General features: G+C 53.3%; 21 protein-coding genes and 3 tRNA genes. 15 read left to right on the forward strand and 9 right to left on the reverse strand.

What is annotated here, in order from left to right; all coding sequences use genetic code 11:
- Nucleotides 1-21 precede the first annotated feature (21 nt).
- Complete coding sequence (gene tldD, locus PAGR_RS02465; protein ID WP_013027427.1) at nt 22-1,467, forward strand: metalloprotease TldD; 1,446 nt, start codon at nt 22-24, stop codon at nt 1,465-1,467.
- Between the two features lie 32 nt (nt 1,468-1,499).
- Here tldD and aaeR read toward each other — a convergent pair whose 3' ends face one another.
- Nucleotides 1,500-2,417 (reverse strand): HTH-type transcriptional activator AaeR, encoded by a 918-nt coding sequence (gene aaeR, locus PAGR_RS02470; protein ID WP_013027426.1) that lies wholly within the window; start codon nt 2,415-2,417, stop codon nt 1,500-1,502.
- 230 nt (nt 2,418-2,647) lie between these two features.
- On the opposite strand from aaeR, the gene aaeX reads away from it, so the two are divergent.
- The 6 genes from aaeX (at nt 2,648) to PAGR_RS02500 (ending at nt 8,749) form a co-directional block, all read left to right on the forward strand.
- Nucleotides 2,648-2,851, forward strand: a complete 204-nt coding sequence (gene aaeX, locus PAGR_RS02475; RefSeq protein ID WP_014594732.1) for a p-hydroxybenzoic acid efflux pump operon protein AaeX — start codon at nt 2,648-2,650, stop codon at nt 2,849-2,851.
- A 7-nt stretch (nt 2,852-2,858) separates the two neighbouring features.
- A complete protein-coding gene (aaeA, locus tag PAGR_RS02480) occupies nt 2,859-3,791 on the forward strand; it encodes a p-hydroxybenzoic acid efflux pump subunit AaeA (RefSeq protein WP_015699409.1) in 933 nt (310 codons plus the stop codon).
- A 9-nt stretch (nt 3,792-3,800) separates the two neighbouring features.
- Entirely contained in the window at nt 3,801-5,753 is a 1,953-nt protein-coding gene (aaeB, locus tag PAGR_RS02485; protein ID WP_014604889.1) for a p-hydroxybenzoic acid efflux pump subunit AaeB, read from the forward strand.
- Between the two features lie 110 nt (nt 5,754-5,863).
- Nucleotides 5,864-7,318: an NAD-dependent succinate-semialdehyde dehydrogenase gene (locus PAGR_RS02490; RefSeq protein WP_014604890.1), complete on the forward strand. Its 1,455-nt coding sequence runs from the start codon at nt 5,864-5,866 to the stop codon at nt 7,316-7,318.
- A 55-nt stretch (nt 7,319-7,373) separates the two neighbouring features.
- On the forward strand, nt 7,374-7,649 hold the full coding sequence (locus PAGR_RS02495) for a barstar family protein (RefSeq protein WP_014604891.1): 276 nt from the start codon (nt 7,374-7,376) through the stop codon (nt 7,647-7,649).
- 143 nt (nt 7,650-7,792) lie between these two features.
- Entirely contained in the window at nt 7,793-8,749 is a 957-nt protein-coding gene (locus PAGR_RS02500) for an Rpn family recombination-promoting nuclease/putative transposase (RefSeq protein ID WP_014604892.1), read from the forward strand.
- Between the two features lie 234 nt (nt 8,750-8,983).
- Here the strand turns inward: PAGR_RS02500 and yhcN (PAGR_RS02505) are convergent, their stop codons facing one another.
- The 4 genes from yhcN (PAGR_RS02505) to argR form a co-directional block, all read right to left on the reverse strand.
- On the reverse strand, nt 8,984-9,247 hold the full coding sequence (gene yhcN / locus PAGR_RS02505; protein ID WP_013027419.1) for a peroxide/acid stress response protein YhcN: 264 nt from the start codon (nt 9,245-9,247) through the stop codon (nt 8,984-8,986).
- 93 nt (nt 9,248-9,340) lie between these two features.
- Nucleotides 9,341-9,613, reverse strand: a complete 273-nt coding sequence (locus PAGR_RS02510) for a YdgH/BhsA/McbA-like domain containing protein (protein WP_015699414.1) — start codon at nt 9,611-9,613, stop codon at nt 9,341-9,343.
- A 74-nt stretch (nt 9,614-9,687) separates the two neighbouring features.
- Nucleotides 9,688-9,951, reverse strand: coding sequence for a peroxide/acid stress response protein YhcN (yhcN, locus tag PAGR_RS02515; protein ID WP_013027417.1), 264 nt, complete (start codon nt 9,949-9,951; stop codon nt 9,688-9,690).
- A 494-nt stretch (nt 9,952-10,445) separates the two neighbouring features.
- Nucleotides 10,446-10,916 carry a transcriptional regulator ArgR gene (argR, locus tag PAGR_RS02520; protein WP_013027416.1) on the reverse strand — a complete coding sequence of 157 codons (471 nt, stop codon included), beginning with the start codon at nt 10,914-10,916 and terminating at the stop codon, nt 10,446-10,448.
- A 552-nt stretch (nt 10,917-11,468) separates the two neighbouring features.
- Between argR and mdh the strand changes: the two genes are divergently transcribed.
- On the forward strand, nt 11,469-12,407 hold the full coding sequence (mdh, locus tag PAGR_RS02525; protein ID WP_014594728.1) for a malate dehydrogenase: 939 nt from the start codon (nt 11,469-11,471) through the stop codon (nt 12,405-12,407).
- 48 nt (nt 12,408-12,455) lie between these two features.
- Here mdh and mscM read toward each other — a convergent pair whose 3' ends face one another.
- From mscM to rsgA, 3 genes are all read right to left on the reverse strand, one after another.
- Nucleotides 12,456-15,791, reverse strand: coding sequence for a miniconductance mechanosensitive channel MscM (gene mscM / locus PAGR_RS02530; protein WP_014604893.1), 3,336 nt, complete (start codon nt 15,789-15,791; stop codon nt 12,456-12,458).
- Nucleotides 15,792-15,796: 5 nt separating this feature from the next.
- Nucleotides 15,797-16,693, reverse strand: a complete 897-nt coding sequence (asd, locus tag PAGR_RS02535) for an archaetidylserine decarboxylase (RefSeq protein WP_014604894.1) — start codon at nt 16,691-16,693, stop codon at nt 15,797-15,799.
- Between the two features lie 92 nt (nt 16,694-16,785).
- On the reverse strand, nt 16,786-17,835 hold the full coding sequence (gene rsgA / locus PAGR_RS02540; RefSeq protein ID WP_013027412.1) for a small ribosomal subunit biogenesis GTPase RsgA: 1,050 nt from the start codon (nt 17,833-17,835) through the stop codon (nt 16,786-16,788).
- A 99-nt stretch (nt 17,836-17,934) separates the two neighbouring features.
- Between rsgA and orn the strand changes: the two genes are divergently transcribed.
- The 4 genes from orn (at nt 17,935) to PAGR_RS02560 (ending at nt 18,915) form a co-directional block, all read left to right on the forward strand.
- Nucleotides 17,935-18,483, forward strand: a complete 549-nt coding sequence (gene orn, locus PAGR_RS02545; RefSeq protein ID WP_014604895.1) for an oligoribonuclease — start codon at nt 17,935-17,937, stop codon at nt 18,481-18,483.
- A 153-nt stretch (nt 18,484-18,636) separates the two neighbouring features.
- Nucleotides 18,637-18,712: transfer RNA gene (locus PAGR_RS02550), tRNA-Gly, on the forward strand.
- Between the two features lie 25 nt (nt 18,713-18,737).
- Nucleotides 18,738-18,813: transfer RNA gene (locus PAGR_RS02555), tRNA-Gly, on the forward strand.
- A 26-nt stretch (nt 18,814-18,839) separates the two neighbouring features.
- Nucleotides 18,840-18,915, forward strand: a tRNA-Gly gene (locus PAGR_RS02560).
- Nucleotides 18,916-19,254: 339 nt separating this feature from the next.
- Here PAGR_RS02560 and queG read toward each other — a convergent pair.
- Nucleotides 19,255-20,394 (reverse strand): tRNA epoxyqueuosine(34) reductase QueG, encoded by a 1,140-nt coding sequence (queG, locus tag PAGR_RS02565; protein WP_014604896.1) that lies wholly within the window; start codon nt 20,392-20,394, stop codon nt 19,255-19,257.
- On the opposite strand from queG, the gene nnr reads away from it, so the two are divergent.
- Genes nnr through amiB form a run of 3 tightly spaced genes read left to right on the forward strand, consistent with a single transcriptional unit; the run spans nt 20,393 to nt 24,059 of the window.
- Nucleotides 20,393-21,913 (forward strand): bifunctional ADP-dependent NAD(P)H-hydrate dehydratase/NAD(P)H-hydrate epimerase, encoded by a 1,521-nt coding sequence (gene nnr / locus PAGR_RS02570; RefSeq protein ID WP_014604897.1) that lies wholly within the window; start codon nt 20,393-20,395, stop codon nt 21,911-21,913. The genes queG and nnr overlap by 2 nt on opposite strands.
- Nucleotides 21,910-22,386 (forward strand): tRNA (adenosine(37)-N6)-threonylcarbamoyltransferase complex ATPase subunit type 1 TsaE, encoded by a 477-nt coding sequence (tsaE, locus tag PAGR_RS02575; protein ID WP_013027408.1) that lies wholly within the window; start codon nt 21,910-21,912, stop codon nt 22,384-22,386. The genes nnr and tsaE overlap by 4 nt, the downstream gene beginning before the upstream one ends.
- A complete protein-coding gene (gene amiB, locus PAGR_RS02580) occupies nt 22,383-24,059 on the forward strand; it encodes an N-acetylmuramoyl-L-alanine amidase AmiB (protein WP_013027407.1) in 1,677 nt (558 codons plus the stop codon). The genes tsaE and amiB overlap by 4 nt, the downstream gene beginning before the upstream one ends.
- Nucleotides 24,060-24,068 lie beyond the last annotated feature (9 nt).

A 24,068-nucleotide genomic window follows, 5' to 3' on the forward strand; every position in this document is an offset into this window, starting at 1 on the left:
GCACATATTAAGTGAGAAACGATGACTCTGAATCTGGTAAGTGAGCAGTTGCTAACTGCTAACAACATTAATCAGCAGGACCTTTTTTCCCTGTTAGGGCAGCTTTCAGAACGTCGTCTGGACTATGCCGATCTCTATTTCCAGTCCAGCTTCCATGAATCCTGGGTTCTGGAAGATAAAATCATTAAAGACGGGTCCTACCATATCGATCAGGGCGTGGGCGTACGCGCCGTAAGCGGTGAAAAAACCGGCTTTGCCTATGCTGACCAAATTACCCTGAATGCGTTGCGTTTATCTTCTGAAGCGGCACGCAGCATTGTGCGTGAACAAGGCAACGGCAAGGCACAGACGCTGTCGGCCGTAGTTAACCGCTCGCTGTACGCGCCGGTCGATCCGCTCGGTAGCCTGAGCCGTGAAGATAAAATAGCCCTTCTGCATCGTGTAGACCAGGTCGCACGTGCTGCCGATCCCCGCGTTCAGGAAGTCAATGCCAGCCTGACTGGCGTCTATGAGCAGGTCCTGGTTGCCGCCACTGACGGCACCTTAGCCGCCGATGTCCGCCCACTGGTTCGTCTGTCCATCAGCGTCCAGGTTGAAGATCAGGGCAAGCGTGAGCGCGGTTCAAGCGGCGGCGGTGCGCGTACCGGCTATGCCTTTTTCCTGGCCGATGAGAACGGCGAGGTGCGGGCCGATGCCTGGGCTCGTGAGGCCGTGCGCATGGCGCTGGTAAATCTGTCAGCGGTGGCTGCGCCTGCAGGAACCTTACCCGTGGTGTTGGGCGCTGGCTGGCCGGGCGTACTGCTGCACGAAGCCGTAGGTCACGGCCTGGAAGGTGATTTCAATCGCCGTGGTACATCGGTCTTTAGCGGCAAGATGGGCCAACTGGTCGCTTCTGATCTGTGCACCGTTGTCGATGACGGCACGATTGATGGATTGCGGGGTTCGTTAGCTATCGACGATGAAGGCGTGCCGGGGCAATACAATGTGCTGATCGAAAATGGCGTATTGAAAGGCTATATGCAGGATAAGCTGAATGCCCGTCTGATGGGGGTGAATCCCACCGGTAATGGTCGTCGCGAATCCTATGCGCACCTGCCGATGCCGCGTATGACAAATACTTATATGCTTGCCGGTAAATCCACGCCGCAGGACATCATTGAAAGCGTGGAGTACGGATTATATGCCCCTAACTTTGGCGGCGGTCAGGTCGATATCACTTCCGGAAAATTTGTGTTCTCCACCTCGGAAGCCTATCTGATTGAGAAGGGCAAAGTGACCAAACCCGTAAAAGGGGCGACATTGATCGGCTCCGGTATCGAGGCAATGCAGCAAATTTCGATGGTCGGCAACGACCTGGCGCTGGATAAAGGCGTTGGCGTCTGTGGTAAAGAAGGACAGAGCCTGCCGGTAGGCGTGGGGCAACCCACACTCAAGCTGGATAAGCTGACAATCGGCGGCACCGCCTGACCGAGACGCAAAACCCGCCAACTGGCGGGTTTTTAGCTTTTGCGGTGCTGTTTGTACTGCTCGGCAACCTGCTCGAAATACTGCGTCAGATAGTCGATGCAAACCTGCACTTTCAGCGGCAGCTTGTCTCTTTCAGTATAAAGCGCATAAACCGGTCGTGGGTCAGATTGGTACTGCGGGAACAAAATATCAATCTCACCTTTCTTGATTTCATCCGCCACCCACATCATCGGGACATAGGCGATGCCATTACCGGCCTTAAGCCAGCGGATGAGCGTCTGAGAGTCATTGGTGACAAAACGCCCCTGCGGTGATAAACGCGTAACGATGCCTTCGGGGGCAATCAGCTCAAAATTGTTATCTGGCCTTACGCTGTATTCCAGCCAGGCAAATTTAGTGATATCGCCAGGTTTTTCCGGCGTCCCATGCTGCGTCAGATAGTGTTTAGCGGCACAGACCACCATTGGCATCGCCCCGAGTCGGCGCGAGAACAGGCTCGAATCCTTTAAAGCGCCCACCCGGATCACCACGTCCAGCCCATCCGCGATTAAATCTGGCGCAGGAATACCGGTGACCAGGTTGACGCTCAGCCCCGGGTAATCACGCAGCATATCGCTCGTCATACCGGCCAGCACGTTCTGTGCCATCGTGGAAGAGCTGCCAATGCGTAGTACGCCGATCGGCGTGTTGTTAAAGGCATAAAGCTGTTCGTGAACCTGGTTAGCCTCTGCCAGCATACGGCGACAGCCCTGATAGTAGATTTTACCGGCTTCAGTGAGCCCAATGCTGCGCGTACTGCGGTTGAGTAGCTTTACCTGCAGCGCATCTTCCAGTTTGGCGACAATCTGGCTAATTGATGACACGCTAAGGTGAAGCTGTCGTGCGGCCGCAGTAAAAGAACCCAGTTCAACTACTTTGGCAAAAATCGACATACCTTTGAGTCGTTCCATTGTTTACTCTGGCTAAAAAGTGATTTAGATCACATTCAGTAGAAAACGTATAGTTAAGCGCGTTACTATATGTCGACCGGGGTATGACCTGGCGACGCTTCATTACCTGAAAACACCCGATGATACGCTATTATTAAGTCAGCCGTAGTTCAGATGTGGCTTATGGCGCGCAGGCGTTTGCGTCCTTCAGGCGGTGAATTATCCCGGCCGTATCGAACTAAGGATTTTTAATGAGTGTACTTCCGGTATTTGTCATGTTTGGGCTCTCTTTTCCGCCCATTTTCATCGAACTCATCGTTTCGCTCATGCTGTTCTGGATGGTGAAACGCGTGCTGACGCCCAGCGGTATCTACGATCTTGTCTGGCATCCGGCACTCTTCAATACAGCCCTTTACTGCTGTGTATTTTATCTGGTATCCCGTTTATTTGTTTGAGGTTTACGTGAACACGCTTATAAGAAAAATCGCGCGTTACGCGATCACCATCCTGCTGGTCATCATCGCCGTCATTATCATATTCCGTGCCTGGGTGTTCTATACCGAATCCCCCTGGACACGCGATGCAAGGTTTGCGGCCGATGTGGTCGCGATTTCACCTGATGTCACCGGGTTAATTACCGAGGTTCCCGTTCACGACAACCAACGGGTTAAAAAAGGTGACACGCTGTTTGTGGTCGATCGTCCACGGTACCAAAAAGCGTTAGATGAAGCGCAGGCTGATGTGGAATATTACCAGGCACTGGTTAATGAAAAACGCCGTGAGGCCGGACGTCGAAACCGACTCGGGACCTCTGCGATGTCACGCGAAGCCATTGAGCAGTCCAACAACGATCTGCAAACCAGTGAACATCAACTGGCAAAATCTGTCGCTACCCGCGATCTGGCTAAGATCGACCTGGAACGAACCACGATCACCGCGCCGTCAGATGGATGGGTGACGAACCTGAACGTCTACCAGGGCGAATTCATTACGCGGGGAGCGGTTGCCGTGGCGCTGGTACAGCAGCGCTCATTTTACGTGCTGGCTTACCTCGAAGAGACCAAGCTGCATGGTGTGCGCCCCGGCTTTCGGGCCGAGATCACGCCATTGGGCAGCAATGTGACGCTGCGCGGTACGGTTGACAGCATCGCGGCAGGCGTGACCAACAGCAGCAGCAGCGTTGACAGTAAAGGAATGGCAACGGTCCAGTCTAACCTGGAGTGGGTACGCCTGGCGCAGCGCGTACCGGTTCGCATCCGTCTTGACCAGGACCCCGGCAATCACTATCCGGCCGGAACGACAGCGACCGTGGTCATCACTGGCACAGAGGATCGTCAGCATACTGATACATCGCCCATCATGTCCTTCTTTAACCGTCTGCGTGAGTTTGGTTAAGAGGACGCTATGACTGAGTTCCTGCGGTTCCCGATAAAGCTGACTTTTGCGCTGGTTGCGGCGCTGATGATCGGCTTTCATCTTAACCTTGAAACCCCCCGCTGGGCCGTCATGACAGCGGGCATTGTGGCAGGCGGGACGGCGTTTGCGGCAGGCGGCGATCCCTATTCGGGCGCATTACGCTATCGCGGTATTCTTCGTATCATCGGAACCTTTATTGGCTGTGTCGCCGCGCTGGTCATCATGATTGCGACCGTACGCGCACCGGTAGTCATGCTGCTGTTGTGTTGTATTTGGGCGGGTTTCTGCGTATGGCTGTCTTCGCTGATCAAGGTTGAAAACTCCTATGCGCTCGGACTGGCTGGTTACACCGCGTTAATTATTGTCGTGACGGCGAATGCCAGTGGTGGGCTGACGCTGGTCCCGCAATATGCCGTGGAACGCTGTAGCGAGATCATTTTAGGGATACTGTGCGCCATTCTGGCCGATATGATTTTCTCGCCACGTTCGATTAAAAAAGTGATTGATGCTGAAGTTGACTCGCTGCTGGTGGCGCATTACAGGTTGCTGCAGCTGTGCGTGGTGCATGAGGACAAAGAAGAAGTCGATAAAGCCTGGGGGGCTTTGGTACGGCGTACCACGGCGCTCAGCAGTATGCGTAGCCAGTTGATGATGGAGTCTTCGCGCTGGCAGAATACCAGTCGACGGCTGCAAATGCTGAACACTCTGTCACTGACGATGATTACCCAGGCGGCTGAAACCTTTTTAATTCAAAACTCACGGCCTGACTACATTGCAACGCAGTATCGTGTGTTAATGGAGAAAGAGGCAGCGACGGCAGAAGACGTACACAAGCGTATGAAAGCGCTGCGACGGTTAATTGCCGTCAGCAGTAAAACGGTCCCCGAGACGCTGGAAAGCTGGGTTGAGGCAGCAACGGAATATCAGCTGCTGACGCATGGCATCAAAAGTAACGGCCGTATCACAGCGCTGGAGGAGGGGATTCTTCAGCGCGAGGTCGTGATTCAGGCGCGTTCTGCTGAAAACCACCATGCGATGATTAACGGTGTTCGCACCTTTGTAGCGACTGCGCTCGGTTCGCTGTTCTGGCTCTATACCGGCTGGACATCAGGTAGCGGCTGTATGGTCATGTTGGGCGTGATTACGGCACTGGCGATGCGCATGCCCAATCCGCTCATGATGGCTAAAGACTTTGTTTACGGTATGACGGTGGCGGTCCCGCTGGGCGCACTCTATTTCATGTATATTTTGCCCAACACCCAACAAAGTGCCGTGCTGCTGTGCATTGCCATTGGCCTGTTAGGGTTTATTTCCGGCATTTTAATTCAGCGCAGGCAGATTGGTACGCTGGGAGCCATGGTCGGCACAATCAACGTGCTGGTGCTGGATAATCCGATGCAGTTCAACTTTACGCAGTTTATCGACAATGCGCTGGGACAGTGGATCGGCAGCTTCGTTGCGTTGATGGTCATCCTGTTGATTCGGGATAAGTCCAAAGCGCGCACGGGCCGTAAATTGCTCAACCGCTTCATGTATGCGGCGGTCTCGGCGATGACCACTAACCAGGCTCGCCGTCGTGAAAACCATCTTCCGGCACTCTATCAGCAGCTCTTTTTACTGCTTAACCTGTTCCCGGGTGACATCGACAAATATCGCATTGCCCTGACCTTAATTATTGGTCATCAGCGATTACGTGCTGCCGATGTGCCGGTTAATGCCGATCTGTCTGCGTATCATCGCCAACTGCGCCACACGGCGGATCGGATCATCTCGGTACGCAGTGACGAAAAGCGCCGTTACTATTTCGAACGGTTACTCAAAGAGCTGGATGTCTATCAGCACAAGCTGGCGCACTATGACGCCCCAACCAGCGTGACCGAGCCGGTAACGCGACTGGCTGAGATGCTGAAAAAATATCAAAATACGCTCGTCCAAATCTGAATTATGGCCGCGGCAAGCGCTGGCGGCCATGATGATCCCCCGTGTTACCTGACCTGTCATTTTTGCCATCTATACTTTCCTGACAGATGACAAACCGACAGGAGCACCTAATGCATTCTTCACTGCACGACAGCGAACTGTTCCAGACAGGCTATCTGGTAAACGGGCAATGGCTGCGTACCACGTCTACCTTTGACGTGACGAACCCTGCCACGGGCGAGGTCGTCGCTCAGGTGGCAAAAGCAGGAAAAACGGAAACGGAAGCTGCAATAAAGGCTGCCCAGGATGCTTTCCCAGCGTGGCGAGCACAGACCGCCAAGGGGCGTTCAGAACTGCTGTACCGCTGGTATAGGTTAATCATTGAACATAAACGCTGGCTGGCTGAGTTAATGACAACGGAGCAAGGCAAGCCGCTCAAGGAAGCAGAAGGCGAAGTGGAATATGCCGCCAGCTTTATTCAATGGTTCGCCGAGCAGGCTAAACGGGCTAACGGTGAAATCATCCCTCCTGCTAAAGCGGGCTCGCGCATTCTGGCAACCCGTGAGCCGGTCGGCGTCGTCGCCGCTATCACGCCCTGGAATTTCCCTATGGCGATGCTGACACGTAAGTTAGGCCCGGCGCTGGCAGCGGGATGTACAGGCATTATTAAACCCGCGAATAACACACCGCTTTCCGCATTTGCCTTACTGGCGCTGGCAAAAAAAGCCGGCATCCCCGATGGCGTGCTTAACGGTGTAGCAGGCGACACGCATGCCATTAGCGATGCCATTATGGCCAGCAAAGCCGTACGTAAAATTTCCTTTACCGGTTCGACGGCAGTGGGGAAAACGCTAATGCGTAACGCTGCTGAAACCATGAAAAAGGTTTCGATGGAACTGGGCGGTAATGCGCCCTATATCGTCTTTGAAGATGCAGATATCGATGCAGCCGTGCAGGGAGCCATCGCCAATAAATTCCGCAATGCCGGTCAGGTTTGTGTCAGCGTTAACCGCTTTTTCATTCACAGTGCAGTTTACGAACGTTTTACGACCCAACTGGCCGCTGAAGTGGATAAGCTTAGCGTCGGAAACGGCATGGATAATGGCGTGGTCGTCGGCCCGTTAATCGAATCATCCGCATTAGAAAAAGTCGAAGAGCATGTCAAAGATGCCATTGCTCAGGGCGGAAAAGTGCTGACGGGTGGTCAGCGGCACGCGCTGGGCGGTAATTTTTGGCAGCCAACGGTCATTGTTGAGGCACATGAAGGCATGAAACTGGCTCAGGAAGAAACGTTTGGCCCGGTGGCAGCCTGTTTCCGCTTTGATGACGAAGAAGAGGTTATCCGTCGTGCCAACCAGACGGAATACGGGCTGGCGGCGTATTTTTATACGCAAAACCTGCAGCGGGTATTCCGGGTCTCTGCCGCGCTCGAAAGTGGAATGATTGGCATCAATGAGTGTGCGGTCTCGACAGAGTTGGCCCCCTTTGGCGGCGTGAAAGAGTCTGGTCTGGGACGTGAAGGATCGGTACTGGGGATGGATGAGTACCTGGAGGTCAAAGCGCTGCACCTCGGCGGGTTAAGTTAGATGAACATCCGGGCGGCGCAGGGCCGCCCAGAACCGGATAACGGGAGTCGCTAGTATGAGAGTCGAGCGTTTTGATTTTAATGAGATTGTCGATCAGGCCCATTTTTTACGGCAATTTTGCGAACGCTTTGCTTTAAAGGCGTACGCCATCTGTGATTTGGATGGATTGTGGGACATCATTGTCTGCAAAGGTTTACCTCTCCCCCTGAAAATAGAGTTTGTGAATTTAGGACAAGGGCAGAAGCGGCGATATGGAGCCTTAATTCTGCTGTTCGACGAGGCGGAAGAGGAGCTGGAAGGACAACTGCAATTTAACGTAATAGAGCGTTAACAGCGTTGAAGACCGACTAACGTGTGTTATCGGGTCGCCCACGTGCGAGAAATTCCTCGAGAGCTCTCGCAACGTCACCGTTTGCTGACGCTGAGCATTTTCAGGTCGTGCTAACCTGCCACCTCATCATCAGGACAGGTTACATGAAAAGTAAAAATGGCACGCCCACGCCCCATGATGCGACATTCCGTCAATTCTTGTCCCAGCCCACCATTGCCCGTGATTTTATGGCATTGCATCTTCCGGCAGAGTTTCTCGCGCTGTGCGATCTGGATACGTTAAAACTGGAGTCTGGCGCTTTTGTGGAAGAGGACTTACGGCAATATTTTAGCGATATACTGTACAGTCTAAAAACCACAAGCCGCGATGATGGCTATATCCATGTGTTGATTGAACATCAGTCATCACCTGACAGGCATATGGCATTCAGACTGATGCGTTATGCCATTGCGGCAATGCAGCGGCACCTGGATGCCGGGCACAAAAAACTCCCGTTAGTCATTCCGATTTTATTCTACAGTGGCAAACGCAGTCCCTATCCCTATAGTACCCGCTGGCTGGACGAATTTTCGATTCCCGCCTTCGCCAGTCGGCTCTACAGCAACGCTTTTCCGCTAGTGGACGTGACGGTGATTCCTGATGAGGAGATTGTCGGCCACCGCAGCATGGCTGCATTAACACTGCTGCAAAAGCATATTCATCAAAGAGATTTGGCAGAACTCATCGATAAGCTGGCCTCTGTCACACTGGCGGATTATCTCTCTTCATCACAGGTTATATCGTTGGTAAGCTATCTTTTACAGGCGGGAGAAACCGCGGACGCTGACCTTTTCGTCAGAACGCTGGCGCAGCGGGTGCCGCAACATGAGGATGCATTGATGACCATCGCACAACAGCTTGAGCAGAAAGGCATTGAAAAGGGCCTGGAAGAGGGCCTTCAGCTTGGTGAACAACGTGGCCTGGTGAAAGGCCGCAGTGAGGGAGAACGGTCGGCTGCACTAAAAATCGCGCGAACAATGCTGCAAAACGGTTTGCCTCCCAGCCTTGTCGCAGAGATGACCGGACTGTCAGACGATGATTTGGCGCAGATTGCCCATTGATATGTTGCGCCTTAGGTCTGTGATTAACGGTACTGTTGACAGCGTATTAATCCCCCGCGTAAGCCAGACTTCTTCTGCTCATGTCGTTTTATGTCGCTGAATCCCGTCGATTAACATTGGCGGATGAAGGCTGCCTTTGCTTACCCCCTGTCACAGTTCACTCACCGCGCGTTTCAGGCAAAAAAAAGCCCCGGCGAGCGGGGCTAAAGGGTTCGTCATACGTCAGACGAGGAACTATTTATACAGCTGCGCGGTGATGTGGTAGCTGTCACCGGTATTAGCCTCAATAATTTTGTAGGCACTTGCGCCTTGTTCATCCGCTTTCTGGGACAGCTGGGCGCGATAGTCGATAGGTGAACCCGCAACGCCACTGATGCTTACGGTTCCTGCAGGTTGCAGATTCTGCGTTTGATCGGCCGTGACGAGCTGCGCTGCTGAAGCGCCAAAAGCGATCACGGAGAGCAGACTCATCGTTGCGATGGTTGATTTGATGTTCATGATTTATTCCTCATAGCAATCAACAACCTGCGGAATGGCATACATAGAGCGGGTCATCGATTTTGTCAGGGCGGCAACATTGCCGCAGATGAATTATTTATACAGTTCGGCGGTGACGTGGAAGGTATCGTCACGGTTGTTCTCAATCACGCGGTAATGGCCTGCACCTTGTGCATCCGCTTTCTCAGACAGTACCTGGCGGATGTTGGTCTGGTCGCCATTGATACCGCTTACGCTAATTGTTTGGTTTAGCGGCTGCAGATTCATGTCTTGCGCCTGCTGATTTGTGACCATGCTAGCGGCATTGGCACCAAAAGAGAGCAGTGAGGCCACGCCCAGCGCGGCAATCGTTAATTGGATTTTCATCATTCATTCTCCGGTAAGGATGTTTAACCAGCGGTCGCATTGGGACCGCTGGTTACCTGTCAGGTCCTGCGAGTTTATTTGTACAGCTCAGCCGTCGCGTGGTAGTTGCCGTCGTTATAGGCCTCAATAACACGGAAAGCTTTCGCGCCTTGTTGATCGGCTTTATCGCTCAGTTGCTGTCTGATATCGGATGGCGCGCCGGCCACACCGCTCACGCTTACCGTGCCAACAGGCTGCAGATTTTGTGCTTGTGAAGCAGAAATATAATCTGCTGCAGAAGCGCCGAATGACAGGGCAGATAAAATGCTCAAGGCAGCGATGGTAGATTTAGTTTTCATAAAAGATGTCCTCGTCCTGGTTGTTCTTCTTTTTTATTAGTGTGATTCACATCACGAAACTAAGTATAGGACTAATAACGGCAGAAATTAATACCTGCCTAATAATGTTTTGTTGATGCAATTTAACCATTTGGGATTTTTTAATAACTAAAAGTTATTAAAAATGGCTAAAATGCCACTACAGATGGGTAATTACGCATAAAAACAGTAAGATACGTTACTTTAACTTTTAGTGCGAAAAATCATGGTTGATCTGGCTGCTTATCTGTTTTGGTCTGGGTGATGACGCCAGTATTTGAATGTAAAGCAGTGTAAAATAGCGCGCAATGTTAAAGGTGGCAAAGGGTATGACCAATATTTTATGCGCTGAAAACGACGCGGCTAAAGAGTAATGCCTTGAAAAGTAACGTATCGGCTGAAAGAGAGCTGACAGAAGGAAGAGGGGGATAACGGGCAGAATAAACCGGCGATGTGCTGCCGGTTAGCGGGAACGACTATAGCTCTTGTTCAAACAGGACGAGGATAGCATCGTGAAGTTGTTTGACGGTAAAGGCGCGTGCCGGCGTGATAAAAATGGTGTCATCACCCGCAATCGTCCCCAGAATCCCCTCAGATTTACCCAGAGAATCCAGCAGGCGAGCGATCAGCTGCGCTGCGCCAGGGCTGGTATGGATCACGACCAGCGCATCATTGTAGTCAATATCCAGAACCAGATTCTTCAATGGACTGGTTGTTGTCGGCACGCCCAGCTCGGCAGGCAAACAGTACACCATCTCCATTTTGGCATTGCGGGTCCGCACCGCGCCAAACTTTGTCAGCATCCGGGAAACTTTGGACTGGTTGATGTTCTCAAAGCCGTCTTCCTGAAGCGCCTGAACAATTTCGCCCTGAGAACTGAATTTTTCTTCTTTTAATAAAGCCTTGAAGGCTTTGATCAGATCGTCTTGTTTCGATGGGTTTCGCATAATTTACCAGTAAATGTAAGAAAAACCGCGGAACAGACCGCAGCAAAGTCATTATTATGCATATAAATGAATTTTTATGCAATTGGTTGTTAATTGAACGGGGCGGTATCCATGGCGGGCGGCGATAATAGCAAAGAATTTACTCAGACCAAAACCCAGCTCACAGCCTGGAAAGGCAAAGGTTGCAAAGCTGTTATATTATTGATGAGGTAAGAAAATAAAAATTTACACTGCCGTTCTCTGTCTGCCGACGTCAAGGTTGTCGATTTCAGGTGATACCGGCCAACTCCCGCGCAACAGTTGGAGAGAAATCCCGTCACCGTCGTCGGCGCTTACCTGAGGTAGCCCTGACACGGCAAACAGGTTAGCTCGTTGTCTGCAACGCAGGATGAGGACGATATAGCGATGATAAGTAAGTTTTAAAATCCCGAGACTGCGGGCATTAGCGCGTAAAATAGTCTCGGATACCCGTCATCACCTGAGCAGTTGATTAAGGTCTGACACAGATGGAATTTCGGCTCTTCTCTGCCCCACCTTAATAAGGAGTTATGAATGAAAGTTGCCGTACTCGGTGCCGCTGGTGGCATAGGCCAGGCGCTAGCACTTCTACTCAAAACCCAGCTTCCCGCAGGTTCAGAACTTTCTCTCTACGACATCGCGCCCGTCACGCCTGGCGTCGCGGTCGATCTCAGCCACATTCCTACCGCAGTTAACGTTAAGGGTTTTAGTGGGGAAGATGCCACCCCGGCTTTAAAAGGTGCGGATGTCGTGCTCATCTCTGCTGGGGTAGCGCGTAAGCCTGGTATGGATCGGGCCGATTTGTTTAACGTCAATGCCGGCATCGTGCGTAATTTGATTGAGCAGGTTGCTACGACAGCGCCGAAAGCGTTAATTGGGGTGATCACCAATCCGGTTAACACGACGGTGGCGATTGCGGCCGAGGTCCTGAAGAAACACGGTGTTTATGACAAGAATCGACTGTTTGGCGTGACAACGCTGGACATTATTCGCGCCAATACCTTTGTCGCTGAGCTGAAAGGCAAACAGCCTGGCGAGGTGAACGTGCCCGTGGTGGGGGGACACTCAGGCGTCACTATTCTGCCATTACTGTCCCAGGTTGCGGGCGTCAGCTTTAGCGATCAGGAAGTGGCTGACCTCACCAAACGTATTCAAAACGCCGGTACAGAAGTGGTGGAAGCCAAGGCTGGTGGGGGTTCAGCAACGTTATCCATGGGGCAGGCCGCCGCCCGTTTCGGTTTATCGCTGGTACGTGCCTTAAACGGCGAAGCGAACGTTGTGGAGTGTGCCTACGTGGAAGGCGATGGCGAGCATGCCCGCTTCTTCTCTCAGCCCCTGCTGTTAGGTAAAAACGGCGTGGCGGAGCGTAAGCCTGTTGGTGCCCTTAGCCCGTTCGAACAGCAGGCGCTGGATGGCATGCTGGAAACACTGAAAAAAGATATCGCGCAGGGCGAAGCTTTTGTGAAGCAATAATCCCCGCAGCCCGAACAGGAAAACGCCCGGTCAGACCGGGCGTTTTTTTTATAATCCGCCTGATTTAAAAGTCCGCGTCGTCGACGCACCATTTCCGGCAGGCGTTTTTCTGCTTAAGGTTTCTACCCGCATCTGGAAGGGTGGGAAAGGCATTTCGATACCATGTTCTGCAAAGCCGTGCAGGATAAGCTGATGCAGTTCATGGCGAAGCGGCATGCGATGGCCCATTTCAGCGGCGTGTACGCGTAGCTCAAACAACTGTATTCCCTGCTGCAGGTCAACCAGAAACACTTCCGGCGGCGGTGTATCCAGAACGTAGCTACAACGTTCTGCAGCCAGCTTCAGCAACGTGGTGACCTCCTCGCTGCTTACCTGTGCGGGAGCGGGTATGGTCAGCACGACGCGCGTGACGGAGTCCGACAGCGACCAGTTAACAAACTGTTCTGTAATAAAGGCCTTATTAGGCACGATGATCTCTTTGCGATCCCAGTCTGTAATTGTCGTGGCGCGAGTATTGATGCGCGTAATGCTGCCGGTCAGATCGCGAATAGTAACGGTATCGCCAATACGAATGGGTTTTTCAAACAAAATGATCAGGCCGGAGATAAAGTTCGCAAAAATCTCCTGCAGACCAAATCCCAACCCAACACCCAGGCCGGTCACCAGCCATTGCAGCTTGGACCATTCAATTCCAATCAATGAGAAGCCGAGCAAGCCACCAATTAGCAGCAGCAAATACTTGGTCAGCGTGGTAATGGCATAGCCGGTGCCTGGCGACAAATCAAGATGCTGCAGCAGTGCCAGCTCAAGCAGGGCCGGCATATTGCGCACCAGCTGCGTCGTAATCACGAACACCAGAATGGCGATCAGAACGGCGCCCAGCGTAATGGGTTGAATACTCTCCACGCCCTGAACGGAGGTGTTGACATCCCATAAACGAATATTCTCAAGGAAACCAAACGCAGAGTGGATTTCCGACCACAGGACAATGACTGACACCAGCGCAATCAGCGTCAGGATTGACCTGACCAGGCGCAGTGACTGAGCACTGATGGCGTCCAAATCGATCACGGGCTCTTCTATTTCAATAACGTCAGTATTCTGCGCCTGATCTTTTTCTTCTTCGTTGCGCGCGCGATTGGCCAGCATATCGGCCCGGCGCTGGCGTGCGCGATCGAACCCCAGCCTGCGTCGTTGAATCAGCATCCAACGGCGAATGATATGGTAAATAACCAGCAGGAAAAACCAGATTGCCACCGAGGTTTCCAGACGTGCCAGCAGCGCCTGCGCTGTTTCAAGGTAACCAATCATGGAGGCCAGCGCGGCCAGCAATGGAATGGCGATCATAATATTCCACAGCAGGCGGTTAATCATGTTTTCGCCGTTGCCCTCTTTATCAAGATAAAGAGGGATCCCTGCGCGTTTTAGACTCACCGTAACAAGACTCAGGGCGCCACAGATCAAAATAAAACACAGTCGGCCCAGGGTGGCAGAGAAAAGACGATCGTCAAGGTTATCAAAGGTGATAAGCAGCATAATCAGCGGCACGATCAGGCCAATACTCAACGAGTAGTAACGCATGGCACGCGCAACGCGTACCTGCGGCCAGCGGAAATGCACAATGAACAAACCGTTGGCGCGGGCAAACTGGGCGCTGACCATGAATATCCACAGCAGAGGCAGCGTCGCCGTAATGCCATCGCCGATAGCAACGGCTACCGGATACGGCCAGGCGTTTTGCAGCCCGTATCCCAGGGTTGCCCAAAGCACAGGAAGCGGAAGCGCGACCAGAATTGACCAGAAAACAGTGCGGATGGTCAGGCGGAAGCGATCCTGGGTGACCTTACCAACCTTACTGGCTGAGCGTTCCAAAAAAGCGTTAAAGTGACGGCGTGTACTCAGGCTAAAACCGACCAGCAACACGGCACCCAAAATGGGCAGGACGGTGCCGCGGCTGGTAAACATCATTGCCAGAGCTTTGCCAAGCTGCCCAAGCGTATCCAGCGTAAGCAGGTGCGACAGGCCTTTAGCCACGTCCAGAGGATAGCTCAATGAAATGGGGCTGACATCTGCTGTCCAGAACAGATAGCGGTGCGTGGCGTCTTTGACTTCGGTTAACGCATCCTGAAGCTGCGTATTGGCGACCTTGAGTTTAGTGATTTCCAGAATCAGCGTATCGCAGCCGGATATCAGGGAGTTCAGCAATTCTCGCTGCGTTTTTAACTGTGCATCCAGAATGCGCTTTTGGTCGCTGGTAAAAGGCTGCCCGTCCGCCTGATGTGCTTTGCGAAGCGCATTCTGTCGTTCCAGAAGATCTTCATAATGCAGGCGCTGAACGCGCAGCTGTGCCATTTCATTATCGATTTGCTGAGATTTCGGCATATCGGGTAAACGCGCCACCTGTGCCCGAAGCGCATCGCCGAGCAGGTTAGAGGCACCCAGCCACTGGGATTGTTCCCGCAACGTTGCCAGCGCCTGACGAACCTGAATAATTTGATTGGTGGCGAGGCGCTGTTGCGATGCCACCAGATCCATGCGCTGTGCCTGCTGATTCAGCGCACCGGACAAATCGCGGTTAACCCGAAACTGCTCACTGATCTCGGGCGGTAAATCACCACTGTTTTCCGCCAGCTGTTCCGTACGCGCCAGCGCCGTTTCGGCCTCGCGCTGACGTTGTTCATTCAGTTGATTACGTAAAGCCTGCAGATAATTATCAAGCTGGGTCACTTTGCGCTGATGCACCTCGGCGCGCATGCGAGCCAGCTCCTGGCGATTGTTGGCCGATAACTGTGCCAGCTCATACTCATCGACTTTGGCTTTATTGGCGGCATTTTCTGCCTGGCGAGCCACCAGTTGGGCCTGACCGACTGGAGTGGCAGCGCTGCCGGCACTCTGTAAGCGCCGTTCGCTCTCGGTCAGTGCCCGGCGCGCTTCCGTTTGCTGCTGTGGCAACTGCGACAGGGAATCACTGATCTCTCTGGCACGGTCCTGCTCCTGCTGGGCCTGGCGTCCTTCTTCAATCAGCTGACTGCTGATTTGCAGAATCTCTTGTTCCAACTCTGCGCTGGTCATCGTGCTGCGCACGGTTTTAGCGTTGTCGTTAAGCGTGGCGATTTGCTGCCTTAACTCGCGGGCAAGGCGCGGAAAATCGTCAATAACCTGTTGATACTGTTGTGCGCGTTCGAGGGCATCATCGCGTTCAGAGAGCGAGGCCAGTGCGGCTTCCAGTGACTGAATTTGTTCAGTTTGCGAGGGGGCATTTTTAGTGGCTTTGACCTCTTCCAGCTGCTGTTTGAGCTGGCTGGCATCAGGCAGGCTGGCGGCTAGCGTAGAAGAGCTGAGCCAGAGGCTCAGCAGCAGACAAAAGATCGAACGCACGAACATAGGTTCTACTCGACAGCGTCAGGCGCGGTAGTCGTCAGTGGAAGGGCGAGCGCTAAAGGTTGGCCCAGTCGAACCTTACTTTCCGCCTCAAGGCTTTCCGCCAGCTTGATTCGGCCAGGCGCGAACAGGTTGATTACCGTAGAACCCAGTTTAAAGCGGCCCATTTCCTGACCTTTGAGTAATACCACGGCACCGTCATGATCGGCGGCCGGGTAATGCCAGCGTTTAATAATGCCTTCGCGCGGCGGTGTGACGGTGCCTGCCCAAACGGTTTCAATGCTGCCGACAATCGTTGCGCCCACCAGGATCTGCACCATCGGGCCCATATCGGTTTCAAAGTAACAAATTACGCGCTCGTTACGGGCAAAGAGGTTAGGGATGTTACGTGCGGTCAGCGGATTAACGGAGTAAAGATCGCCCGGTACATAGATCATCTCACGCAGGATGCCGTTACAAGGCATGTGGACGCGGTGATAATCACGCGGTGCCAGGTAAGTGGTCGCAAATTCCCCCTCACGAAACTGTGCCGCCATATGCTCATTACCGGCGAGCAGGGCGTCGATCGTGTAGTAATGGCCTTTCGCCTGGAAAATCTGATCGCCTTCAATATGGCCAAGCTGGCTGATCGCGCCGTCAGCAGGCAGAACGATCAGGCTGGCATCGGGATCGATTGGGCGTGCATCGTCCTTTAACGGACGAACAAAGAAATCGTTAAAGGTGCGGTAGCTGGCGGTATCCGGTTTCCGTGCTTCAGCCATATCGACTTTGTAAAACCAGACAAAAATATCAATGACCAGCTTCGTCAGCCAGCCGCCGCGACGGCTGGCTCCCCAACCCGCAAGTTCAGTCAGCCATTTTTTTGGAAGAATGTGATTCAAGCCGAGTTTAAAACGATCAAACACCCTAGCCTCCTGGCTATCTTTCATAACATTGACAAAAAGGGAGCGGATTGTAACAGCGCCCCAGTCAGATGGCGAATACGCCGTTACGGGCCTTAATCTTCACTCTCGGCGAAGTTTTTCCGGGTTTTCATTTGCGCCATGCTTTCAAGAATACGGTGGTAGTTATAGAAGCGTGATTGATCGATTTTGCCGTTTTCAACGGCTTCACGAATCGCACAGCCCGGATCGGTGTCATGCTTACAGTCACGAAACTTACAATCGCCTAAGAACGCACGGAATTCGACAAATCCACGCGTGATTTGTTCCGGCTCAAGATGCCACAAACCAAACTCACGGACACCCGGAGAATCAATCACATCCCCGCCCTCGGGGAAATGATAAAGCCGGGATGCGGTCGTGGTATGTTGGCCCAGTCCGGAAACATCGGAAACATCATTGGTCAGAATGGCGGTGTCCTGCTGTTGATCGAAGCCAAGCAGGGCGTTCAGCAGGCTGGACTTACCTACGCCGGACTGCCCGGCAAAGATACTTATCCGGTCAGTTAAGGCTGCCTGCAGTGCATTCAAACCCTCTTTCACATGGCTGGAAACCATCAATACCCGATAACCGATCTTGCGGTAAATCTCCATCTGCTCGTCAACAAACGCACGTGCGTTGTCATCCAGCAGATCGATTTTGTTCAGCACCAGCAGGGGCTCAATATCCAGTGTTTCGCTGGCGACCAGATAACGGTCGATAATATTCAGTGACAGCTCTGGCAGAATCGCGGACACGATAATAATTTGATCGATGTTTGCGGCGATGGGTTTGACGCCATCGTAGAAATCGGGGCGCGTCAGCACGCTGGTGCGTTCGTGCACTGCTTCAACAATACCTTTACCGCCGTTTAGCGCGGGACGCCATACCACCCGATCGCCGGTGACCAGCGAACGAATCGTGCGACGTATATTGCAACGGTGGGTAAGGCCAGCACTGTCCTCGACATCGGCATGCATGCCAAATCGGCTGACCACCACGCCCTCTGCGTCCTGACCAAACAAATTATCGTCCGCTTCCGGGCGCGTTTTGCGCTGATTCAAACGACGATCGTGGTTAGCGCTTACGCGACGTTGTTGACCTTTAGACAGTTTATTTTTACTCACTCACCCTCACCGTTTAGCTGGATTTCGCCCTGAGGGGCAAAACGTCTATGATACACCTTATTCATGATGAATGACGACTCAGCAACCACAGGTAACAGCATGGCCACTGGAAACGAAAATAATCTAATTTGGATCGACCTTGAAATGACCGGACTCGATCCGGAACGCGATCGCATTATTGAGATCGCCACTATCGTGACCGATGCCGACCTCAATATCCTGGCTGAAGGGCCGGTGATGGCGGTTCATCAGTCAGATGCACAGCTCGCCTTAATGGACGAATGGAACGTTCGTACACATACGAATAGCGGTTTGGTGGAACGGGTAAAGGCCAGTAAGATTGACGATCGCGCTGCGGAAAAAGCGACTATCGAGTTCCTACAGCAGTGGGTGCCCGCAAACACCTCGCCCATCTGCGGCAACAGCATTGGGCAGGATCGCCGTTTCCTGTTCAAGTACATGCCAGAGCTGGAAGCCTATTTCCACTACCGCTATTTAGATGTCAGCACGCTCAAGGAACTGGCTCGTCGTTGGAAGCCAGACATTCTTCCAGGCTTCAAAAAGAGCGGCTCGCATCAGGCGTTAGACGATATTCGTGAGTCCGTAGCCGAACTGGCGTACTACCGCCAACACTTTTTGCAGCTTTAAACCGCAAAGGGTGCGCAGGAAATCGCCAGGTTGATGCAATAAGCAGCAAACGCATCAAAAGCGCAAATTTTTGCTGTAAGCATCTTGCAGCAGCAGCGATTTCTCGTATAATGCGCACCCCGTACCGGTGAAGAATTTATGACGGTACAAGGCGCGGGAATAGCTCAGTTGGTAGAGCACGACCTTGCCAAGGTCGGGGTCGCGAGTTCGAGTCTCGTTTCCCGCTCCAGATTATGTTTAGCAGTACCCTCTATGCGGGAATAGCTCAGTTGGTAGAGCACGACCTTGCCAAGGTCGGGGTCGCGAGTTCGAGTCTCGTTTCCCGCTCCAAAATATGTTTAGCAGTGCCCTTCTATGCGGGAATAGCTCAGTTGGTAGAGCACGACCTTGCCAAGGTCGGGGTCGCGAGTTCGAGTCTCGTTTCCCGCTCCAGTTTTGTCACTTTCTTTGTCGCAGCCTGCCAGGCTGGATGATGATCTTTAGTACTACAGTCAGAGTTATCCACAGCAGGACAGATGACTGTTCATGCTTTTTTGCCGTTCTGTAAAACTCTTTTAAACAGAGTTATCCACAGATATAGGGATTAAGCCAAACGCTAGACGCATTTGCAAAATAACACAAATTTTATTTAACCTATTGATAGTTAAAGAAATAATAATATTTCATTATGTTATTTGATTCTGTCACTTGTGTTATTACGATTGAATGACAAGGTGTTTTTATTTTTATTCACAGGATGTGGAAATCTGTTTCCTGTGCATCGTTGCGCAATCAGGCATCACGCGGCAATCCCTTCTCTATTACCCTGACGAGCCTTTTTTGCTGTGCTGGCTGTACGTCAATCTCTACGTACTTTCGCTTATCCTGTTGCTGCGCAATGGCCCACTGAATATGTTCGTCCAGTAAATCACTTTCACCCAGCCGCTGTTCGAGTATGGGGAGGATCTCTGCGCTCCACGGGGCATTCCCCAGCGCCACCGCAATATTGCGTGACCAGCGCTGATAACCAATTCGGCGGATGGGAGAGCCTTCGGTAATACGCAGGAATTTCGCTTCATCCCACTGAAACAGGGCGGTTAACGCTGGCGCATGCAGCGCTGCGCGGGGTGAAAAATCCGCTTCGTCAGTCAGTTGCCCATAGCGGTTCCAGGGGCAGATGAGCTGGCAGTCGTCACAGCCATAAATGCGGTTCCCCATCAGGGGCCGCAGCGCTTCGGGGATGGCGCCTTCGAGCTCAATCGTCAGGTAGGAAATGCAGCGGCGGGCATCCACCGTGTAGGGCGCCACGATAGCGCCTGTCGGGCAAATCGTCATGCAGGCCACGCAGCGTCCACACTGCTCTTCCTGTGGAGAATCTATAGGCAGAGGCAGGTCGATCAGCAATTCCCCCAGGAAAAACCATGAGCCCGCCTCCCGGTTCAGGATCAACGAGTGTTTGCCGGTCCAGCCCAATCCGGCTTTCTCTGCCAGAGGGCGTTCAAGCAGTGGGGCAGAATCGACAAACGGACGAAACTGGCTTTCGCCACAGTGGGCCTGAATCATTTCTCCGAGCTTTTTCAGGCGATTGCGCAATACTTTGTGATAATCACGGCCCAGCGCATAGCGGCTGACATAACCTAACTGTGGGTTTTTCAGCGTACTGGCGAAAGCGGCTTTGGCAGGAAGATAATTCATGCGCACGCTGATCACCCGCAGCGTACCGGGTAACAGCTCATGGGGACGCGCACGCATCATTCCATGGCGGGCCATCCATTCCATCTCGCCATGGTACTGTTTGTCCAGCCATGCCTGCAGACGCGGTTCTTCAGCGCTGAGATCGGTGTCGGTAATACCGACCTGCTGAAAGCCGAGATCGCGTCCCCACTGTTTAATGTGTTGAGCGAGTTGATCAAGATCGAGAGGGTATGACATGACTAACCAGAATTCGAAGAGAAACGGCAGCAGTTTACCACACTCTGTCTGGCCTGCGCAGGCACTGGCACAACTTGAGCGTGAGGGCGCCGATGCACTGGGTATCTCGCTCTACGAGCTGATGTTAAGGGCAGGACAGGCCGCCTATGAGCATATAACTGTCCACTGGCCGGATGCAGAGCACTGGCTGGTGCTGTGCGGTCATGGCAATAACGGAGGCGATGGTTATGTGGTTGCCCGTCTGGCGCAGGCTGCAGGCAAAGAGGTGACGCTTCTGGCCTGTGATAGCGATAAGCCGCTGCCCGACGAAGCAGAGGCCGCCAGAAACAGCTGGCTTGAAGCGGGTGGGGTGATCCATGCGCCCGACGTGGCCTGGCCTGAAAAGGTCGATATTATCGTCGATGCGTTACTGGGAACAGGCATCAGCCGGGCGCCCGCCGAACCTGTTTCCACCCTGATAACTCAGGTAAACGCACATGACGCGCCGGTCATGGCGATTGACCTCCCCTCTGGTCTGTCTGCAGCGACAGGCAACACACCGGGAGAGGTTATCAATGCCACGCATACGTTGAGCGTTATTGCGCTGAAGCCCGGACAGCTTACCGGCAAGGCGCGGGACTGTATTGGGTCGCTTTACTTTGCCGACCTGGGACTGCAAAGCTTTCTGTCAGCGCAGTCGCCGCCTATGGCTCGCTATGATGCCCGTTTCTTATCCCACTGGCTGAAACCGCGTAAAGCAACGTCCCACAAAGGCGATCAGGGGCGTTTGTTGGTGATAGGCGGTGACAGCGGCACCGCCGGTGCCGTGCGGATGTCGGCAGAAGCCGCGCTACGAACGGGAAGTGGTTTGGTGCGAGTGCTTACTCACAAAGACAATATTATCCCTATCCTCACCGCGCGCCCGGAAATTATGGTGGATGTGCTCACGGACGCGGGACTGGCTGATGCGCTGGAATGGGCGGACGTCATCGCCATCGGTCCGGGGCTGGGACAGCGGGAATGGGGCAAAAAGGCGCTCGAAAAGGTTAAAAGTACTGAAAAGCCCATGCTTTGGGATGCAGATGCGCTTAACTTGCTGGCAATAAGCGCTGAGAAACGTCAGAATCGCATTATAACGCCGCATCCGGGTGAAGCTGCTCGTTTACTGGGTGTTAAGACCAGCGAAATTGAGAGTGACCGCTTACAAGCCGCACGAGAGCTGGCGAAACGTTATGGTGGCGTTGCCGTATTAAAAGGTGCGGGCACGATTATCGCCAGTGAAAACGGGCAAATGGCGTTTGCCTATGTGGGTAATGCCGGGATGGCATCGGGCGGTATGGGTGATGTGCTCACCGGTATTATTGCCTCGTTAATGGGACAAAAATTGGCGCTGTTTGATGCTGCCTGTGCAGGTTGTGTTGCTCACGGTGCTGCCGCTGATACGTTGGCTGAGCAGCGGGGCACGCGCGGCATGCTGGCATCAGACTTATTTGATCTGCTGTGGCAGTTTGTTAATCCAGAGATGAATCAAGAAGCATGAAGAGCTGTGTTATATCTTTGCCCAATGAGGCGGCAACACTCGAACTGGGTGCTCAACTGGCGCAGGCCTGTGGCAATGCGGCGGTGATCTATCTTTATGGCGACCTCGGCGCAGGAAAGACCACCTTCAGCCGCGGTTTCTTGCAGGCATCCGGTCATCCGGGCAATGTGAAAAGCCCTACCTACACCCTCGTCGAGCCTTATGTTCTTGAAGGGCGTTCCGTTTATCATTTCGATCTCTACCGCCTTGCCGATCCGGAAGAGCTGGAGTTTATGGGCATTCGTGACTACTTCACGAACGACGCGGTTTGTCTGGTTGAGTGGCCCCAGCAGGGCGCCGGTATTTTGCCCCCGCCGGACGTGGCGTTGACGCTCCGTTATGTCGATGAAGCGCGGCAAGCCGAGCTGGTTGCGCACTCCGCTCAGGGGCAGCGCTGGGTTGATCAGATCGAACAAGGCAGGGCCCGGGCATGATGACATGGATGAAAATGCTCGTTGTGGCAGGATTGCTACTCATTACCGGCCCCCTGTTTGCCGCTAACCTGTCTGATATTCAGGTATCGAATGGCGGAAATCAGGCCACGGTTACGCTGAGTTTTTCCGGCCAACCGGTTTATGCCTACTTTCCGCTACACAATCCCGACCGTGTGGTGCTGGATATTCGTCAAAGCGGCGTCATCAAAGGCTTACCCCTGACGTTTAGCGGCGATAACATCGTTAAACGCATTCGTACCAGTACCCCAAAAGATAAACAAAGCATACGTCTGGTCTTTGAGCTGACGCAGTCTGGAAAAACCCGCGCCGTTACGCAACGCAACGGCAGTCAGTACAGCGTGGTCTTTACCATACAGGGTAAACATCCGGCCGTTACGCGCAGCGCGCCCGTGGTTGCAGCCGAGCCTGCGCCGACACGAGCACGGGAAACCGCAGCCAGTAATCCGTTCAATGCTAACCCGGTGACCACGGTCACCAACACCAACAGCACGGTCCGTCCCGGTGGGGTTGCCAGCCGAAACGACACGGTTATTGTAGCCATTGATGCCGGACACGGAGGCCAGGATCCCGGGGCGATAGGCCAGCACGGACTTAAAGAGAAAAACGTCACCATCGCCATTGCGCGTAAACTGAAAGTGTTGTTAAACGACGATCCCATGTTCAAAGGGGTTCTGACGCGTGACGGCGACTATTTTATCTCTGTAATGGGCCGTTCAGACGTTGCGCGCAAAGCGAATGCTAACGTGCTGGTGTCAATTCACGCCGATGCGGCACCCAGCCATGCGGCAACCGGAGCCTCTGTTTGGGTATTGTCTAACCGCCGCGCGAACAGTGAGATGGCAAACTGGCTGGAGCAGAAAGAGAAACAGTCAGAACTGTTAGGCGGAGCAGGCGATCTGCTGGCGAACAGTCAGGCCGATCCCTATCTGAGTCAGGCCGTGCTGGATTTGCAGTTTGGTCACTCGCAGCGCGTCGGGTATGACATCGCGACGAAGGTGATTCAGCAGCTGCGTGGCGTCACGTCTTTACACAAGCGTTTACCTGAGCATGCCAGTCTTGGCGTGTTACGTTCGCCGGATATTCCTTCCCTGTTGGTGGAAACCGGTTTTATTAGTAATGCCTCGGAGGAGCGACTGCTCGGCAGTAGCGCACACCAGGATAAGATTGCTCAGTCGATATATAAAGGACTGCGCGCTTATTTCCTGGCGCACCCGCTACAATCGGTCCCAAAGGAGGAAAACCGGCCGCTGGCTACGTCGCCAGCGGTCAGCGTAGTCAGTAATCCGGCGACCGGAGAGACGCAGTATACGGGCGCCATTCAGCGGCATACTGTAACGCGCGGCGAAACGCTCTCAGGAATCGCGGCAAAATATGGCGTGAGCATGGCAACACTGCGGCAGATGAACACCCTGAAGCGCGATGTTGTCTGGGTGGGGCAGCGGCTGAAAGTTCCGGCCAGTGCGGTGGCCAGCCGTACCGCACCGGCTTCCTCAGGGGCGCATCGCCCGGTGCGGCATAAAGTGGTGCGGGGAGACTCGCTGAGCAGTATCGCCGCGCATTATGGCGTCAGCCCTAAATCGATTCTCCAGGCGAATAACCTGAAATCCACCAACGTGATGTTGGGTCAGAACCTGAAAATCCCTGCATCCTGATTGTTAGCC

The organism is Pantoea ananatis PA13 (assembly GCF_000233595.1).
Lineage (GTDB): Bacteria > Pseudomonadota > Gammaproteobacteria > Enterobacterales > Enterobacteriaceae > Pantoea > Pantoea ananatis.